16 protein-coding genes are annotated in these 16,400 nt (G+C 61.3%); all 16 read right to left on the reverse strand.

Going from position 1 to position 16,400, the window contains the following annotated elements; all coding sequences use genetic code 11:
- Positions 1–454: 454 nt before the first annotated feature.
- Positions 455–802: a Rieske (2Fe-2S) protein gene (locus SOP85_RS10010; RefSeq protein WP_323626837.1), complete on the reverse strand. Its 348-nt coding sequence runs from the start codon at positions 800–802 to the stop codon at positions 455–457.
- A 2-nt stretch (positions 803–804) separates the two neighbouring features.
- Complete coding sequence (locus tag SOP85_RS10015; RefSeq protein ID WP_323609001.1) at positions 805–1,116, reverse strand: YciI family protein; 312 nt, start codon at positions 1,114–1,116, stop codon at positions 805–807.
- A gap of 3 nt (positions 1,117–1,119) precedes the next feature.
- Positions 1,120–1,992 carry a dioxygenase family protein gene (locus SOP85_RS10020; RefSeq protein WP_323626838.1) on the reverse strand — a complete coding sequence of 291 codons (873 nt, stop codon included), beginning with the start codon at positions 1,990–1,992 and terminating at the stop codon, positions 1,120–1,122.
- A 38-nt stretch (positions 1,993–2,030) separates the two neighbouring features.
- Entirely contained in the window at positions 2,031–3,098 is a 1,068-nt protein-coding gene (locus tag SOP85_RS10025; protein WP_323626839.1) for a maleylacetate reductase, read from the reverse strand.
- Positions 3,099–3,106: 8 nt separating this feature from the next.
- Entirely contained in the window at positions 3,107–4,570 is a 1,464-nt protein-coding gene (locus tag SOP85_RS10030; RefSeq protein WP_323626840.1) for an aldehyde dehydrogenase family protein, read from the reverse strand.
- Positions 4,571–4,660: 90 nt separating this feature from the next.
- Complete coding sequence (locus SOP85_RS10035; RefSeq protein WP_323609005.1) at positions 4,661–5,680, reverse strand: hydroxyquinol 1,2-dioxygenase; 1,020 nt, start codon at positions 5,678–5,680, stop codon at positions 4,661–4,663.
- A 44-nt stretch (positions 5,681–5,724) separates the two neighbouring features.
- Positions 5,725–6,219: a hydroxyquinol 1,2-dioxygenase gene (locus tag SOP85_RS10040; RefSeq protein WP_323626841.1), complete on the reverse strand. Its 495-nt coding sequence runs from the start codon at positions 6,217–6,219 to the stop codon at positions 5,725–5,727.
- A 219-nt stretch (positions 6,220–6,438) separates the two neighbouring features.
- Complete coding sequence (locus SOP85_RS10045) at positions 6,439–7,368, reverse strand: LysR family transcriptional regulator (RefSeq protein WP_008065642.1); 930 nt, start codon at positions 7,366–7,368, stop codon at positions 6,439–6,441.
- 97 nt (positions 7,369–7,465) lie between these two features.
- Positions 7,466–8,500, reverse strand: a complete 1,035-nt coding sequence (locus tag SOP85_RS10050) for a branched-chain amino acid ABC transporter permease (RefSeq protein WP_323626842.1) — start codon at positions 8,498–8,500, stop codon at positions 7,466–7,468.
- Positions 8,500–9,363, reverse strand: a complete 864-nt coding sequence (locus tag SOP85_RS10055; RefSeq protein ID WP_323609010.1) for a branched-chain amino acid ABC transporter permease — start codon at positions 9,361–9,363, stop codon at positions 8,500–8,502. The genes SOP85_RS10050 and SOP85_RS10055 overlap by 1 nt, the downstream gene beginning before the upstream one ends.
- Positions 9,364–9,365: 2 nt before the next feature.
- The gene (locus tag SOP85_RS10060; RefSeq protein ID WP_323609011.1) at positions 9,366–10,058 is read right to left on the reverse strand and encodes an ABC transporter ATP-binding protein; all 693 of its coding nucleotides are present in this window, start codon (positions 10,056–10,058) and stop codon (positions 9,366–9,368) included.
- 3 nt (positions 10,059–10,061) lie between these two features.
- Positions 10,062–10,787: an ABC transporter ATP-binding protein gene (locus SOP85_RS10065; protein ID WP_323626843.1), complete on the reverse strand. Its 726-nt coding sequence runs from the start codon at positions 10,785–10,787 to the stop codon at positions 10,062–10,064.
- 25 nt (positions 10,788–10,812) lie between these two features.
- Positions 10,813–12,123: an ABC transporter substrate-binding protein gene (locus SOP85_RS10070; protein WP_323626844.1), complete on the reverse strand. Its 1,311-nt coding sequence runs from the start codon at positions 12,121–12,123 to the stop codon at positions 10,813–10,815.
- Positions 12,124–12,210: 87 nt separating this feature from the next.
- Complete coding sequence (locus tag SOP85_RS10075; protein ID WP_323609014.1) at positions 12,211–13,557, reverse strand: outer membrane beta-barrel protein; 1,347 nt, start codon at positions 13,555–13,557, stop codon at positions 12,211–12,213.
- 474 nt (positions 13,558–14,031) lie between these two features.
- On the reverse strand, positions 14,032–14,742 hold the full coding sequence (locus tag SOP85_RS10080; RefSeq protein WP_274075737.1) for an NAD(P)H-dependent oxidoreductase: 711 nt from the start codon (positions 14,740–14,742) through the stop codon (positions 14,032–14,034).
- Positions 14,743–14,751: 9 nt separating this feature from the next.
- Positions 14,752–16,398: an ABC transporter ATP-binding protein gene (locus tag SOP85_RS10085; RefSeq protein WP_323626845.1), complete on the reverse strand. Its 1,647-nt coding sequence runs from the start codon at positions 16,396–16,398 to the stop codon at positions 14,752–14,754.
- Positions 16,399–16,400 lie beyond the last annotated feature (2 nt).

The following is a 16,400-nucleotide window of genomic DNA, read 5'->3' on the forward strand; positions in this document are numbered from 1 at the left end:
GCAAGCTCTTCTAGACACGGTTATACGATTAATCAGATCGGACTCGACAGGCAGTAAAGGTGTGGGCTGTTACGTTCTGGACTAAGTCCACTGAAATTTTATTCGCTCCCCATCGTCGGGACTTAGTTGAGGCCGCGTCCATCAAAGGTAGGAGCCCACGATGGTCAAACGGTACGAACGCCCTGACGCAGCATTGGATTTGGTTGCAGTCATATTTAATGAAATCCGCCGCAACGGACGCATTACCGGATGCAACCGGTAACGCGCCCGTTGCTCAGAATAAAGCGCAAGACGAGGCCGAACTTAGCAATACTATTTGATCGCTCCAGGTACCAGCAGCAAAACTTCATTGAGCACATGTTTGATTGGCTGAAGGAAAACCGTCGCATCGTGCCAGCAACCAACCCACCCACCGAGGTAGTTTTTTGCGCTCGGCATTGTGAAAAATTGTAGATCACCCCTCCTCCGGGACCTCCATGACCAGGCTGTTTTCCACCCAGCGCACCGGTACAGGCTCAAGCCTGGCGCCTTTGCATGGTCCATCGATGCAGTGCCCGTCTTCGAAGCGAAACATCGCGCTGTGATGCGCGCACATCAGCACCTTGCCGCGATAGGTGCAGAACTCCTGCGGGCGATAGTCCAGCGGCACGGAAAAATGCGGGCAGCGGTTGATGTACACCCACACCTGCTCGCCCTGGCGCACCGCAACCAGGCCGGCGGGATGCAGCTGTTGATGATGCGGCAGGCCCAGGGCGCCGCCGTCGGCGATGTCTTCCCGTTGGCACAAGGTGATGAGGGTCATGGTCAGCCACGCAGTTCCGGGTTGCCGAGGCTCCAGTGCCAGGGGCGTATCTGGATGCTCGCGAAAAGCCCGGCCTGGACGTAGGGATCGTCCTCGATGAAGGCTTCCACCTCCGCCAGGCTGCCGGCTTCGATCACCAGCAGCGTGCCGTTCATCGCCGCGCCGACATCATCGAGGGTCGGACCGCCCAGGCGTACCACCACCCGGTGGGTATCGGTCGCCCGCAGATGCGCCTGGTGGCTGGGCCGCAGGCGCTGGCGCAAGGCCAGGGAATCCGGGTGGTCGGTGGCGAATACCGCAAAAAACTGGCCCATGCTTCACCCGGCTTCCATGACGAATTCATAACACGCACGCTTGAACGGCAATGGCATACCCAGGCGTGCGGACACTTCATCGTGAGCGGTGCGGTCTTCATAGATCACTTGCAACGACTGCTTCACGCCGAACACCGCGTCGGACCCCAAGTACGGATCGTCGTGATTGAAGAGGTGGGTCACCAGTTTGCGATACCCCGGCACCTCGACCATGAAATGCAGGTGCGCCGGTCGCCAGGCATGCCGATTAGCGGCATCGAGCATGCGTCCAACCGGGCCATCGGTGGGGATCGGGTAGGCCACCGGGACAATGGTGCGAATCGCAAAGCAGCCGTCAGCGTCGGTACGATAACGACCGCGCAGGTTGCCGAACGGCTGTTCGCTGTCCTGGCCCGAATACATGCCGTTTTCGGCGGTCTGCCACACGTCCAGCACCGCACCGGCCAAGGCATTGCCCTGGGTGTCGACCACCCGACCGCGCACCAGCGCCGTCTCGCCCGGGGTGAAGGCCATGTTTTCGCCGAATGCGCGCTCGGGCATGCCTTCGATGTAGAACGGCCCGAACACCGTGGTTTCGGTGGCGGTTGCGCTGTGTCGATGATTGATCGCGTCGACCAGCATCGATACACCCAGGGTATCCGACAACAGAATGAATTCCTGACGCACCAGGCCATCGCATTTTTGGCCGGTTGCAGTCAGGAAGCGAATGCCCTCGAACCACTCCTGTTCGGTCAGTTCGACCTCGCTGACAAATGCGTGCAGGTGCCGGACCAGGCTTTGCATGATCTGTTTGTAGCGGGCATCCGGGGCGTCGGCGAAGCTGTTCACGGCCTGCTCGGAAATAAGTTTTTCTACCACTTTGTCTTGATCGGTCATTGTTCTTGTTCCGACATGGGCTGGCTGCGCTGCTGGGGTCAGGCTGGCGCCTGGCCATTCAATGCGCGGGTCAGCAGTGCTTCGATCGGGCCTTGTTCAAACGGCCGTGGATTGTAATAAGGGCTGGCACAGGCAATTTTTGCAGCCTCGGCCGGACCGTTTGGCGGTAGGCCGATGTCCACCAGTGCCAATGGAATGCCCAGCTTCTGGTTGAGTGCATACAACAATGCACCCACCTCACTGGCCGAGCTACCACCCAGGGCGCGCGCGGCGCGTTGCAACGGCTCGGCGGCCGCTTCGCGGTTGTAATGCGCGGCATGGGGCAGCACGATGGCGTGGGCCTGGGCGTGGGGCAGATTGAAGGTGCCGCCCAGGGTGTGGCAGAGCTTGTGGTGCAAGGCCATGCCCACCGAGCCCAGGCAAATGCCCGCCAGCCAGGCGCCATACAAGGCTTGGCTGCGAGCGTGAGGATCGTTGGGATCATTGACCACGCCGGGCAAGGCCTGGGCCAGCGAGCGGATGGACTCCTCGGCCATGAAACCGACGATCGGATTGGCGTCCTCGGCGTACAGCGCCTCCACCGCGTGGGCCATGGCGTTCATGCCCGAACAGGCGGAGATCTGCGCCGGCAGGGTCAGGGTCAATTGCGGGTCGTAGATCACGGTTTTCGGCAGGACCCGAGGGTCGCGTCCGGTTTTCTTCAGGCGATTTTCGGTCAGCCCGTAGATCGGCGTCATCTCCGAACCTGCGTAAGTGGTCGGTACTGCCACGATCGGCAACCCCGAATCCATGGCAATCGCCTTGCCCAGGCCAATGGTCGACCCACCGCCAATGGCCACGCAGCAATCGGCATCCAGGCGCGCCGCTTCGACGCGTGCCGCTTGCGCCACTTCCAGCGGCACGTGCATCACCGCATGCGGATAAACACCCGCGGCGCGATCACCGAGCAACGCCGCGACGCGCTCGCCCAGGCCGTGCTGTTCCGGCGTGGTGAGGATCAGCGCCCGACGGGCTCCCAGCCGTTCGATTTCTTCAGCCAGCGCCGAGAGCTTGCCCCAGCCGAACACCACACGGGTCGGCAGGCTTTGGTAGACAAAAGGATTCATGGCCGGCCTCAACGCTTGAAATGTGGCGGGATTTTTGCGTCGACGTTGACCCATACCGAGCGTGCTTCGGTGTAGTCGTGGATCGCTTCGAAACCCATTTCCCGGCCATAACCGGACTGGCCGACGCCGCCGAACGGGCTGCCCGGGCTGACGCGTTTGTAGCAGTTGATCCAGCACATGCCGGCATGGATGGCGTCGGCCATCTTGTGCGCACGGCTCAGGTTCTGTGTCCACAAGCCACTGCCCAGTCCGTACTCGGTGCTGTTGGCGATGGCCAGTGCTTCTTCGTCGGTGCTGAAGCGCACCACGGTAACGAACGGGCCGAAGACTTCTTCCTGGCACACGCGATCACCGGGCTTGGCCTCGACCACGGTCGGCTCGACATAAAAGCCCTTGGCCAGCGCCGGGTCGTCCGGTGCCTTGCCGCCAGCGAGAACCTTGCCGCCCTGTTCGATGGCGATGTCGATGTACGCCATGACACGGTCGCGGTGCAGGGCCGAAGTCAGAGGGCCCATTTCGGTGTCCGGGTCCATCGGGTCGCCCAGGCGAATCGACCTGGCCAGGGCGATGAAACGCTCGAGGAACTGGTCCGCGATGTCTTTGTGCAGAATCAGCCGCGAACCGGCGATGCAGGCCTGGCCCTGGTTGTGGAAGATCGCCCAGGCAGCGCCGTTGACCGCCGCTTCCAGATTGGCGTCTGCAAACACAATGTTCGCCCCCTTGCCGCCCAGCTCCAACTGAATGCGCTTGAGGTTGCCTTTGGAGGCTTCGACAATGCGCCGACCGGTCGCGGTCGAGCCGGTAAAGGCAATCTTGCCGACGTCGAGGTGTTCCGCCAACGCCTGGCCCGCGGTATGGCCGTAGCCCGGCACGACGTTGACCACGCCTTTGGGGAAGCCGACCTCGGTCATCAACTCGACAATGCGCAAGGTCGACAGCGGTGTGATTTCCGAGGGCTTGATGACGACGGTGTTCCCCGCCGCCAGCGCCGGGCCCATCTTCCAGCTGGTGAACATCAGCGGAAAGTTCCACGGCACGATCTGCCCGACCACGCCAATCGGCTTGCGCTGCACGTAATTGAGGAACCCGGCTTCGACCGGAATCACCGTGCCTTCGATCTTGTCGGCCATGCCGCCGAAGTAGCGGAAGCACGCAGCAGTGCGCGGTACATCCAGGCCACGGGAATCGCGGATCGGGTGCCCGGTGTTGAGGGATTCCAGCTGCGCCAGTTCTTCGCTGCATTCCTCGATCCTGTCCGCCAGTTTCAGCAACAGGCGTCCACGCTCGGCAGCGCCTAGCGCCGACCACGCCGGGAACGCGCGTTTGGCGGCGGCCACCGCGAGGTCGACGTCGGCGGCTTCGGCGGCGGCGATGCGGGTGATTAACGAGCCGTCATGGGGCGACACGACGTCGATGGTGCCGCCGGCGAGCGCATCAACGAAGCGGCCGTCGATATAGAGCTGATTTTGCATAAGGGTTTCCTCACACCGCGCCTTAGGCGCGGTGTCTGACTGGATAGCTGAGTGCGTGGCCCGACACGATGCCGGGCAAGACCGGAGTTCTTAGAACTCGATCGGGTACGGCTTGAGCTCGCCGCTTTCGTAGCGTTGCGGCAGGTTCGGCGTGGCGTTTTCCCAGACCAGCAGCATCGAGCGCTTGGTCGAATAGCCCTGGTGGCGAATGTCGGCGGGCATGGCGCAGATGTCGCCGGCCCGCATGGTGATGCGCGCACGGGGGTTGCCGTCGTCCTTGTCGCCGACATCCCAGATGATCTCGTCCGACAGCTGCAGGAACCACTCGATCCGGTCATTGCCATGGAACACCGGCAGGATGAATTCTTCGGTGGTCGGGCAGAACAGGCTGGCCTTGCACACCGAGGTCACCGAGGGGTTCCAGGTCACGTCGGAGCGCGACAGGTACTTGTGCAGGTTGAAGGCATGCAGCTGGCCTTCGAAACCTTCGGCGGCGTGGATTTCCGGCTCGTCCTGGGGCACGTCGATGAACTGGCGGTTGACCGGCAGATCGTTGCGCAGCGGCGAGTCATCCGGCAGGCCGGGCATGCGTTTGGTGGCGATGCGAAAGCGTTCGATGGCTTCGATGTTGTTGCCGTTCTTGCGACCGAAGGCGCTGCCGGTTTCTTCCGGGGCGGCGAACGGGTCGAAGGTGGCGTTGGTCCAGTCGCGCAGGATCGCCTTGAACGTCGCCATGATCAGCGGCGTCTCGAAGTTTTCGGTGTAGTTGACCCCTGCCGCCTTGAGCGTTCCATTGAAGGTGCCGGCGTACAGGTCGACCTTGCCGTAGTAGTTGCGGGTGCCGATGACGTGGTCGAAGTTGACCCAACCGTAGAAAAAGCCCCAGGCCACGTCGCGCATCAAGGCTCGCAAGAAGGCATCGACCGGAATCAGATGGGAACGGGTCTGACCTTTGGCGGGCCAGGTGATACGGGCGAAATACTCGTCGCGCGACAGCTCGAAGGCGCCGAGTTTGAAAGCGCGGTAGCCGGTGACGACGTCGGCGGCGCTGGCCTGGACGTCTTCATCGGCAAACAGTGGGGTAAGGGCTGCGGTTTCAAGCATGGCCATGACAGAGTTCCTCTTGTTTTTGTTGGCGGGGTCGGCTGGGCAGATCACTTCAGGCAGATGTCGGCCCACTTCTCGACCGACAACGGGCCCTTGATCGTCTGCTGCAGGATCACGCCCGGGCGACTGGCTTCGAAGCGATAGGCCGTGCCCACCGGCAGCAGGCACTGATGGCCGCGCTTGAGCAGGACGTAACCCATGGGTTTGCCCGCCGGCACATCACCGGCCAGTTGAGTGCCCTCGCCTGCCATCAATGGCGCATCGAGCTTGAGGAAATCCACCCGCACTTCACCGTCCATGACGATGGCGAATTCGTCGTGCGCAGCGGTGTACCAGGGCGACTGGCCTTCCGCGCGCAGGGTTTCGATGACGTAGCCGAGGTTGAGACCCACCACGACCTTTTCATAAGGCCGGGATTGTTCCGCCACTTCGAACACGTTGGAAAAGGCGTAGTGACTGGCCTGGCCGCTGATGATTTCAACCGAGCCCTTGATGTACTTGTCCAGCGAGCCGAAGACCGTTTCGATTGCCGCGCTACTCATGGTTTTCACCGTTTTGTTGTTGTAGTAACAGTGAGGCAACAGTACGTCTGAGGCCTTGCGGGAACAATTAGAGAGTCAGCGACAACAGTGTTCGCGAAACGCAAACACTGTGTCTTTTTAGGAGCTGCCGCAGGCTGTGATCTTTTGATCTTGTTTTTATAAAATCGAAAGATCGCAGCCTCGTTGCACGAGACAGCTCCTACAGGGGCCGGGGGTTGATCAGCGCACCCAGCCGCGTTCGAGCAAGGGCTTGTCCCAGCATGGCTCATCGCCGAAGTTCTCCACCAGGAAGTCGATCAACGTACGGACTTTCAAGGCCCGGCGTTGGGTGGCGGGATACACCGCGGAGAAATTGAAGGAGGACAACGCGTATTCGGGCAGCACCGGAATCAGCCGCCCGCTGAGCAGGTCGTCACTGGCCACCAGCGTCGGCAAGCAGACAATACACACGCCAGTCTGGGCGTAATCACGCAACAGATGCACCGAGTTTGAGCGCACCTGACCCGGCAGGCTCAGTTCCACCTGCTCGTCTTCGCGGTTGAACAGCCAGCGGTTGCGCGACGGATAACCCTCATACAGGGCGATCTTGTGTTGCAGCAGTTCCTGGGGATGGGTCGGCACGCCGAACTCGCTGGCGTAATCGGGGGACATGCAGAACAAGCGGCGAACGCTGAACAATTTGCGCTCGATCAGGGTTTCCGCCATCGGCGGGAACATCTGGAACGCCACATCAAAGCCTTCTTCGATCGGGTCCACCACCCGGTCGTTGACGATGACGTCTACTTCAATGTCCGGGTAAAGCCGCGTGAACTCGGCCAGCATGCGGCCAAAATGGCCGATGGCAAAACCGGGCAGCATCTGCACCCGCAGCTTGCCGGTGGGTTTGGCGCGCAGTTCGCGCATGTGCTCGGTCAGCGAGTTGAAACTCGCGACCATGTCCGCGCACTCCTTGTAGTACGTCTCCCCCACTTCGGAGAGCCGTACATGGCGGGTGCTGCGATGGAACAGCGGCGCATTGATGAACTGCTCCAGCTGCTGGATGCGATGGGTGATGACCGAACGGGTCACGCCCAGCTGCTGGGCCGCCCTGGCGAAGTTGCCGGTTTCGGCAACCCGCACGAAGGCTTCGACACTGAGTAAACGATCCATGGGGCATGGTTCCTGGAGAATGCCTACAGAAATTGTTCTTATAGGAACAGCGAGGTTAGCCTGTCGGTACCTCGCACTCCACACTCCGGACTGCACGCTATGGCCGGGATTGCACGGTCAACCGTCGCTGCATCGGGAAAACCTGCCAGCCCAGGCGTTCGCTGATCAATCCCCACACTCCTTGCGGAGCCTTGAGCATCATCACCACCGCAACCACCCCGAGAATAATCATGTACACCGCGCCGTACTGCGCCAGGCATCCGCGCAACGCAAAATAGATCAGCGTGCCGATCAAAGGCCCTTCCAGAGTGCCGATGCCGCCGATGATCACAATGAAAATCACCACCGCGGTCCAGTCCTGCAGGTTGAACGCGGCGTCCGGGGAAATCCGCAGTTTTTGCAGGAAGATCAGCGCGCCGACCACCCCCGTACAACCAGCGGCCAGCACGTACACCATCAGCTTGGTGCGGAACGTATCGACCCCAAGGCTGCCGGATGCCGGCTCGGAATCGCGGATCGACGCCAGTGCCAACCCCTGTCGCGAACGCAGCAGGAAGAACACCACCGCCATGGCGGCAATCGCAATTGCCAGTGCGGTGAAGTAGATCAGCGTCTCGCGACCGTCCCGGTCATTGCCGATCTGCCGCACGATCGCCGCCGGCAGACTTTGCCCCGAGCCGCCGCCAAGACTGCTCATCTGCGCCAGCCCCAGGCGAAACACTTCAGCTACCACCCAAGTGCCAATGGCGAAATAGGCACCACGCAGGCGAAACACGATCAGCGCCGTGGGAATCGCCAGCAGCGCCACCAGTACCCCGGAGAGCAAAACCGCGAACAATGGCGGAACACCGAACTGGCTGGCGAGCATGAACAATAGATAGCCCCCCAAGCCGACGAACGCCTGCTGCCCGACCGAGACCATGCCGGCGTAACCCGCCAACAGGTTCCACATCTGCGCCAGCGCCACGTAATACGCGAACTCCACCACCAGACGCAGGCTGGCGCGATCCGCCCAAAGTGGCGCACTGAACAGCACCAGCACACACAGCCCCAGCAAGGACAAACCAATCGTGCTGCTGGTGGTGGTGCGTTGCACGCGCCAGGCCAGCGCCGGATTATTCAAGGCATTCATCAGTCGACACTCCGTGGAAACAGGCCACGCGGACGCACGACCAGGATCAGCAGAAACACCAGGTGACCGGCAAGGATCTGCCAGCCCGGATCGATTTTGGCGCCCACGGCCTGGGCCACACCGAGAATCACCCCGCCGGCCAGGGTGCCCCACAAGCTGCCCAACCCGCCGATGATCACCGCTTCGAAACCGTATAACAGCCGCGCCGGGCCCACCGTCGGGTCGAAACTGGTACGGATCGCCAGGAACACCCCGGCAATAGACACCACCGCCATCGCCAGCGCCATGGCCAGACCGAAGATATGCGCGTTGTTGACGCCCATCAGCCGTGCGGTGTGCTGGTCATCGGAGGTGGCCCGGAACGCCCGGCCCAGTGCGGTTTTGTAGAACAGCAATTGCAGGCCGCCAATGATCAGCAAGGCACTGCCAAACACGATCAGCGGCATGACGCCCACGCTCAGGCTGCCGAAACCGACACTGGCGACTTCCAGTTCGCCCTGGGACAGTTTCTGGCTGTCGGCGCTGAAAAATTCCAGCAGCAGGTTCTGCACGATGATCGACAAGCCAAAGGTCACCAGCAGGGGCGGCAGGATGTCCGTGCCCAGGGTGCGGTTGAGCAACAGCCGTTGCAGCAGATAACCGAAACAGAACATCAGCGGCACCACGATCAGCAGGCTCGCCAGCGGGCTGAAGCCCAGATGGTTGACCACCACCAGCGCCAGGTACGACGCGAGAACGATGAAGTCACCGTGGGCGATATTGACCAGGCGCATGATGCCGAACATCAACGACAGCCCCACCGCGAACATCGCGTACAGTCCGCCGAGCAACATGCCTTGCAGCAAAGTATTGAGCCATTCCATATCTAGATCCCGAAATACGCGGCTTTGATTTGCGCTTTGTCCGCATCCCCTGGGCGCCCGGTCAGGGACACGCGCCCTTCCTGGAAGCAATAGAAGCGATCGCAGACACTCAATGCCTGATTGATGTCCTGCTCGACGAGAATCACCGTGGTGCCGTCGGCCTTGATCGACGGCAGCGCGGCGTAGATGTCCTTGATCGTGGTCGGCGCCAGGCCCAGGCTGATCTCGTCGCACAACAGCAAGTGCGGGTTGGCCATCAAGCCCCGGCCGATAGCGACCATTTGCTGCTGACCGCCGGACAACGCTGTGCCTGGACGCTTGCGCAATTTTTCCAGCACCGGGAACAGCTGATAGATGCGCTTCAGCGTCCACGGTCCCGGGCGTTTGCTGTAGGCGCCGATCAACAGGTTTTCTTCGACGCTCAGCGACGGGAACAGCTTGCGTCCTTCCGGCACCAGGGCAATGCCGCGCTCCAGCACCTGATTGGCCGCCATGTCACCAATGGCCTGCCCCTTGAAGGTGATGGCGCCGGGCTGGTTTTTGATCAGCCCCGCCAGCGAGCGCAGGAACGTCGATTTGCCGGCGCCGTTGGAACCGATGATCGCCACGGTTTCCCCCTGCTCCAGGGTCAGGCTGATGTCGAACAGCGCTTGAAAGTCGCCGTAGCCGGCGCAGAGTTTTTCAATGGTCAGCATGCGTCAACTCCCGATACCCATGTAGATCTCCTGGACCCGAGGGTCGGCCATCACGCTGCGCGGCTCGCCTTCGGCCAGTTTGGCGCCGAAGTTGATCACGGTCAGGCGACTGACCACCGCGAGCAAGGCATGCACGATGTGCTCGATCCAGATAATGGCGACCCCGGATTTGTGGATGCCCTGGATGGTTTCCACCAGTGCCAGGCATTCCGGTTCGGTCAGGCCGCCAGCGATTTCATCCAGCAACAACAGGCGTGGCTGCGTCGACAAGGCGCGGGCCATTTCCAGGCGTTTGCGGTCCAGCAGTGTCAGCGAACCGGCCAGCACGTTGGCCTTGCGCATCAAGCCCGTCAGTTCCAGCGTTTGCGCGCACCATTGGCTAGCCTCCTTGTCACGCAACTGCGCGCCAAAGGTCGCACCCACCAGCAGGTTCTCGAACACGGTCATTTTCACGAACGGGTGCGGGATCTGGTGGGAACGGCCAATGCCCTGTTGGCAACGCTTGAACACCGGTACGCGGGTGACGTTGCGGCCTTCGAAATGGATCGTGCCCTTATCGGCTGCCACGCCACCGGCGATCAGGTTGAACAGCGTGCTTTTACCCGCGCCGTTGGGGCCGATGATGCCCAGGGCTTCTCCCGGTTGCAGGGTCAGGTCCATGGCGTCCGTGACCTTCACCGAGCCGTAGCTTTTGTGCACATCGGTCATTTGCAGAAGTGGTTGTTGCATGGTGCACCCGTTGCTTTTACCGCGATCAATACGTAATGGCCTGCATCTCGCCGCCCAGCGGGATCGCCGGCGCAGTGGCATTGCTGGTCACGATCAGGTCGTATTTGTTGTCGTTGCCCAGGCGCCATTGGCCGCTGACCAGCGGCGTCTTGGCGACGTTCTTCACCGGCCCGCCGTTCCAGTTGATCGGCCCGACCACGGTATTGAGATTGGTCTTGAGCAAGGCATCACGAACGGCATGTGCGTTACCGACTTCCTCGGTGCGCTTGAGGATGTCCACCGCCAGTTCGAACAATGCATGCACGAAGCCCAGCGGTTGCGTCCATTGTTTGCCGGTGGCCTGGGTGAACCCTTGGGCCAGTTGTCCGGCACTGGCACCGGTCAATGAAGAGCTGAACGGGTGCGTCGGGCTCCACCAGATTTCCGTCGACAGGTTGTTGCCGGCCTTGCCCAGCGCATCGACCGCGGTGGGAAACAGCAACGCCTTGCCCACCGAGACCGCTTTGGGCTTGAAACCCTGCTGGCGTGCCTGGGTCCAGAAGGTGCTGAGGTCCGGTGGAATCACCACCCCGGTGATTATCTCGACATCAGCTTTTTTGAACGCGGCGATCTGCGCCGAGAAGTCGTCGGTCAGGCTCTGGAAGCGACCGGGATCAACCAGTTGGAAACCCTTTTGCGCCAGCACCGGTGGGAAGCCGAGCTTCTGGTCGCCCCAGGCATTGCCGTCGCCATCATTGGGAAACAGGCCGCCGACCACTTTGTTCGACGGCATCGCGCCCCACATCGAACTGTAGGCGCCGATCACATCTTCAAGGCCCCAGAAAAAGTGGTAGGTCCACTCGAAGCCCTGATCCGGCTTGCCACCCCGGGTGAAAAACCACGGCTGCCATGGCGCCACCGTGGAAATACACGGAATCTCGTTGATTTCGCATTGATCGGACACGGGATTGGTGGTTTCCGGGGTTGACGACACCAGCATCAAGTCGACCTGATCGGACAGGATCAGCTCGCTCGCCACCTCCGCCGCACGGTTGGGGTTGGACTGGCTGTCCTTGACGATAACTTCCAACCGGTACGCCTTGCCGCCCACATTGACCGTGTTCTTCAACACTTGCTTGAGCGATTCGATGATGTAGTTGTCGGCGGCGGCAAACGGTGCCAGCGGACCGGTCTGCGGGCTGACGTAGCCGAGCTTGATCACCCGCTCACTGCCGATGGCGAAGTTGAACGGCATACTGGCCAAGGCCACACCACCGGCGGCAATACCGGTGCTGCGCAGGAAAGCACGGCGGGAAAAGTCGCGGCCAAACAGGTTTTTATCGTTGTTGTCTGTCATGTAGAACTCCAAAAGCCCGGACGAACAGGGTCGCAGCGTGGGGGCAGAGCCATCACGCAGGGGTCAGGGTCAAGCGAAAGAGTCGGTTTAGAAGAAGAAGCTGACGTCGAAGGACGCCACCACTTGCGAGTCCTTTTCCCCATCGGCGTAGGCATCGCGACCGGGGCCGGAATGGATGTCGTAGCGCAGTTCCGGACGCAGGCGCACATTCGGTGTCGGCGTCCACGCCAGGTTGGTGGTAACGCCGTAGAAACTGCCCCAGGTCGGATCGGGAATCCCGGTGTCCGGGTCGATGTTGGCCATCATCACGTGCACCGGGGCGTCGGTGTAGAACCATTCGGCGCGACTGTTCCACATCAGGGTTTCGCTGATTTTGTGATACCAGTTAATGTCGGTGCCGTACCAGGTTGCATCGTCTTTGTTGGCGAACCCGGCGAAGGCGCCCTGCTCCTGTGTGCCGTAATTCAGCTCCAGCGCCACGCGGTTGTTCGGGTCGAGCACCTGCGACAAGGTCAAGTAAGACGCCAGGCGCTTGTAGTCGTCATCCTTGGTCCCGGCCGGCAGCGGCGAACCACAACTGCATTCGGCGAAGCTGTCGCCGGCGCCGTTGCCGTAGATGTTTTCCCAGTCTATCCAGGTGCCGAAGTCCGCCGAACGCCAGCGTACGTTGGCGATCACGTCCGGGTCGTGGTTGGGGTCCTGCAGGTTGTTCCAGCCTTGCACCACACCGAGCTCGAAACCCAGCATGCTTTGCCCCGGCTCCGAGGGCAGTTTGAACGAATACAGCGCGCCGGCATGTTTGGCTGGACCGTGCATGAACGAATAGGTGTGCGAGTAGAAGTCGGTCGGCGCAGGCGACGGCAAGGCGAAGCCGATTTCGTTTTCCAGCGGAGTGTGGAAGATCCCGATCATCAGGTCCGAACCGCCCAGCACCGGGAAGTAGAAGTCGACGTACGCTTGAGCGAATGTGAAGGCTTCGTCCTCGGCCTTGTTATCGCGGTTGACGCTGAGATCTTCGTCCCAGCCGTAGGTCTTGAAGAAGCGTGCGTCCTTGCCATACAGCGCCGTGACGTTGAAACCCCAGTCCGCCTCTTGCGGCATCGGCCCGGGAAACGGTCCGACGCGACCGACCACGTTGCTCTTGGGTTTCTTCTCCACGGCAAGGGCGAACTGATTGAGATTCACGCCTTCGTCGGTATTGAAGAAGCTCTGCTTGCTGACGTCATCCGTGCCGTTGTTGTTGTAGATCGCTCCGACCTGGCCCCAGCCATAGATCTTGATGCCATGCTCGCGCTCAAGGCTGTCACCGAACACACCGCGTACCAACGAACCCATCGGATCGTCCGCCGCCAAGGCTGTCGCGGGAAACAAAACGCCGCCACCCGGAACGGGCGCGAACAGGGTCGCTGCGCAGACCCATGCACGAATACTCATACCTGCCTTCCTTATTTTTATAGGAGCCAACCCCCCGAAGGGGCGTAAGGCCGAAAGCAAGGTATGACGTCTTGATGAGCCCTAGCTGGAGCTCCACCCGGTCGTTGGCGGATCGTGGTGTTCGGCGTAATGGAGGCTACAAGCCCGCCACTGCACCAACAATTCCATTCTCGGCGACTTCAGTGTTTGCGTATTCAGAACAATGCTGCGGGGATTTGAACCCAACGCAACCGAACTGTAGGAGCCAGCCTGCTGGCGATGGCGTCGGGTCAGTCAACTCAGGTGGTGAAGCTGATGGCCTCATCGCCAGCAGGCTGGCTCCCACAGGGGATCTGGGGTGGCCGCAGAATTGGTGTGCGCTGGAGATCAAACTGTGGGAGCCAGCTGGCGATGGCGGCGGGTCAGTCAGCTCAGATGGTGAAGCTGATGGCCTCATCGCGAGCAAGCTTGCTCCTACAGGTATTGTGGCGCTGATCAGGCTTTCGACGGCAGCGGATACAGCTGTTCGTCGAACTGCGACAGTTTCGGAAACACCAGGGGCTGGTCGTCGCTCAGTTGTTGCAGGCGCTGGTCGTAATCGGCAAGGAATTGCTGGCGCGCCTCGTCGCTGATGTACGGCACATGCCAGGCCACGAATGGTTCCAGCACGTCGAAGCCAACATAGGCCAACGTCCCGCGCAGGATCGGCCGCAGCATGTCCTCCAACGGACCATGGATCGCCTCTTCACCGAACATGTGTTCACGGCCACCCAAGGTCACTGTGACCAACGCTTTTTTGCCGGCGAGCCCGCCCTGATCATAGAAACGCTTGCCGCCATAGCAAATCCCGGATACCAGTACCCGGTCAATCCAGCCCTTGAGTATCGCCGGGGTGGAGAACCAGAAGATCGGGAAGTTGAGGATCAGCAGGTCGGCCCACAGCAGCTTGTCCAGTTCCGCCTGGATGTCCGCGGCCAGCGACTGGCTTTTTACCCCCAGGCGTTGTTCCAGGGCGTAGACCAAGTACTCGGGATTTTCCCGCGAGGAGAAGTCATCGGCGCTGGCCACCGGGTTCCAGTTCATCTTGTACAGGTCGCTGACCTGCACTTCGTGGCCCTGGGCTTGGAGGGTGGCAATCGCCTGGTCGCGCAAGGCGGCGGTGAACGATTGGGGCTCTGGGTGAGCGTGGACAATCAGTACTTTCATGGTGATTCCTTAGACTTTTTCCAGCGTAGGGTTTGAATTCGGGGTAGCACGGCTGGCCAGCAAGCGGTCGAGCCAGTCGGGGTCCATTTGCGGTTCGGAGGAAAACAGCAATCCGGTGTAGTCCTGATGCGGTGGGGTGAAAATAGCACTGCGCGAGCCATGATCCACCACCCTGCCCCGTTGCATCACCAGCACTTCGTCGGCGATCGCCCGCACGGTGGCGACGTCATGGGTGATGAACAGGTAGGCCACGCCGAGCTGTTGCTGAATGCGGTTGAGCAGCTTGAGCACGCCTTCGGCCACCAGCTGATCGAGGGCCGAGGTGACTTCGTCGCAGATGATCAGCTGCGGATCGGCCGCCAGGGCCCGGGCAATGCAGATCCGCTGTTTCTGCCCGCCGGACAATTCACGGGGCTGACGCTCCATGAAGGTTGCTGGATCAAGCTCGATCATTTCCAGCAGCTCGGCGACCCGCGCACGCATGGCCTTGCCCTTGAGCCCGAGATAGAAGGTCAACGGCCGACCGATGATGTCGACGATGCGCTGGCGTGGGTTCAGCGCCGTGTCGGGGATCTGATAAATCATCTGGATGCGCCGCAGTTGCTCCTTGCTGCGTTGGCGGAAGTCCGCTGGCAACGGTTGGCCGTCATACAGCACCTCGCCGTAAGTGGGCGGCAGCAAGCCGGTAATCAGTCGCGCGGTGGAGCTTTTGCCGCTGCCGGATTCGCCGATGACCGCCAGGGTCTGGCCACGATACAGCTTCAAGGAAACGTCGTGCAGCACCGGTTGATGACCGTAACTGGCGCAACTCTTGCGCAATTCCAGAAGCGGTTGCTCCTGCTGTGGCAACGCCTTGGGTTCGGTGCGGAAACTGCGCACCGCCCACAGCGACTTGGTGTAGTCCTCCTGCGGGTCACCGAGCATCTTGCGGGTCTCGGCCTCTTCCACCAGCTTGCCATGGCGCAGCACCATGATGCGGTCGGCCATCTGCGCCACCACCGCGAGGTCGTGGCTGATGTAGATCGCCGCGCTGCCGTAGGTCTTCACAGCATCGCGAATCGCTGCCAGCACCTCGATCTGGGTCGTGACGTCGAGGGCGGTGGTCGGTTCGTCGAAGATGATCAGGTCCGGGTGGCAGGCCATCGCCATGGCAGTCATGACCCGTTGCAACTGGCCGCCGGAGACCTGGTGCGGGTAACGCTGGCCGATCTGTTCGGGGTTGGGCAAGCGCAGCACGCGATACAACTCCACAGCCTCGCGCATGGCCTGTTCGCTGCTGATGCCGCCGTTTTTCACCGCCGTTTCCACATGCTGGTCGATCAGGCGGTGAGCCGGATTGAACGAAGCCGCGGCACTTTGCGCGACGTAGGCGATGCGCAAACCGCGCAACTTGCGCAGGGCTTCGGGCTTGGCCTTGAGCAGGTCGATGCCGTCGAAATGCACCGTGCCGCCGGTAATCTTGCAGCCGTCGCGGGTATAACCCATGGCGGACAGGCCGAGGGTCGATTTGCCCGCCCCGGATTCGCCGATCAGCCCCAGCACCTCACCGCGTTGCAGGGTCAGGTCGATGCCCTTGATCAGCGGATGCCAGGCGTCCTCGTAATGGCCTTCGATGTGCAGGTTGCGGATTTCCAGCAAGGGTTTGGAGGTCGTCATGT

Source organism: Pseudomonas sp. YuFO20 (genome assembly GCF_035064975.1).
In the GTDB taxonomy this organism is placed as follows: domain Bacteria; phylum Pseudomonadota; class Gammaproteobacteria; order Pseudomonadales; family Pseudomonadaceae; genus Aquipseudomonas; species Aquipseudomonas putida_AE.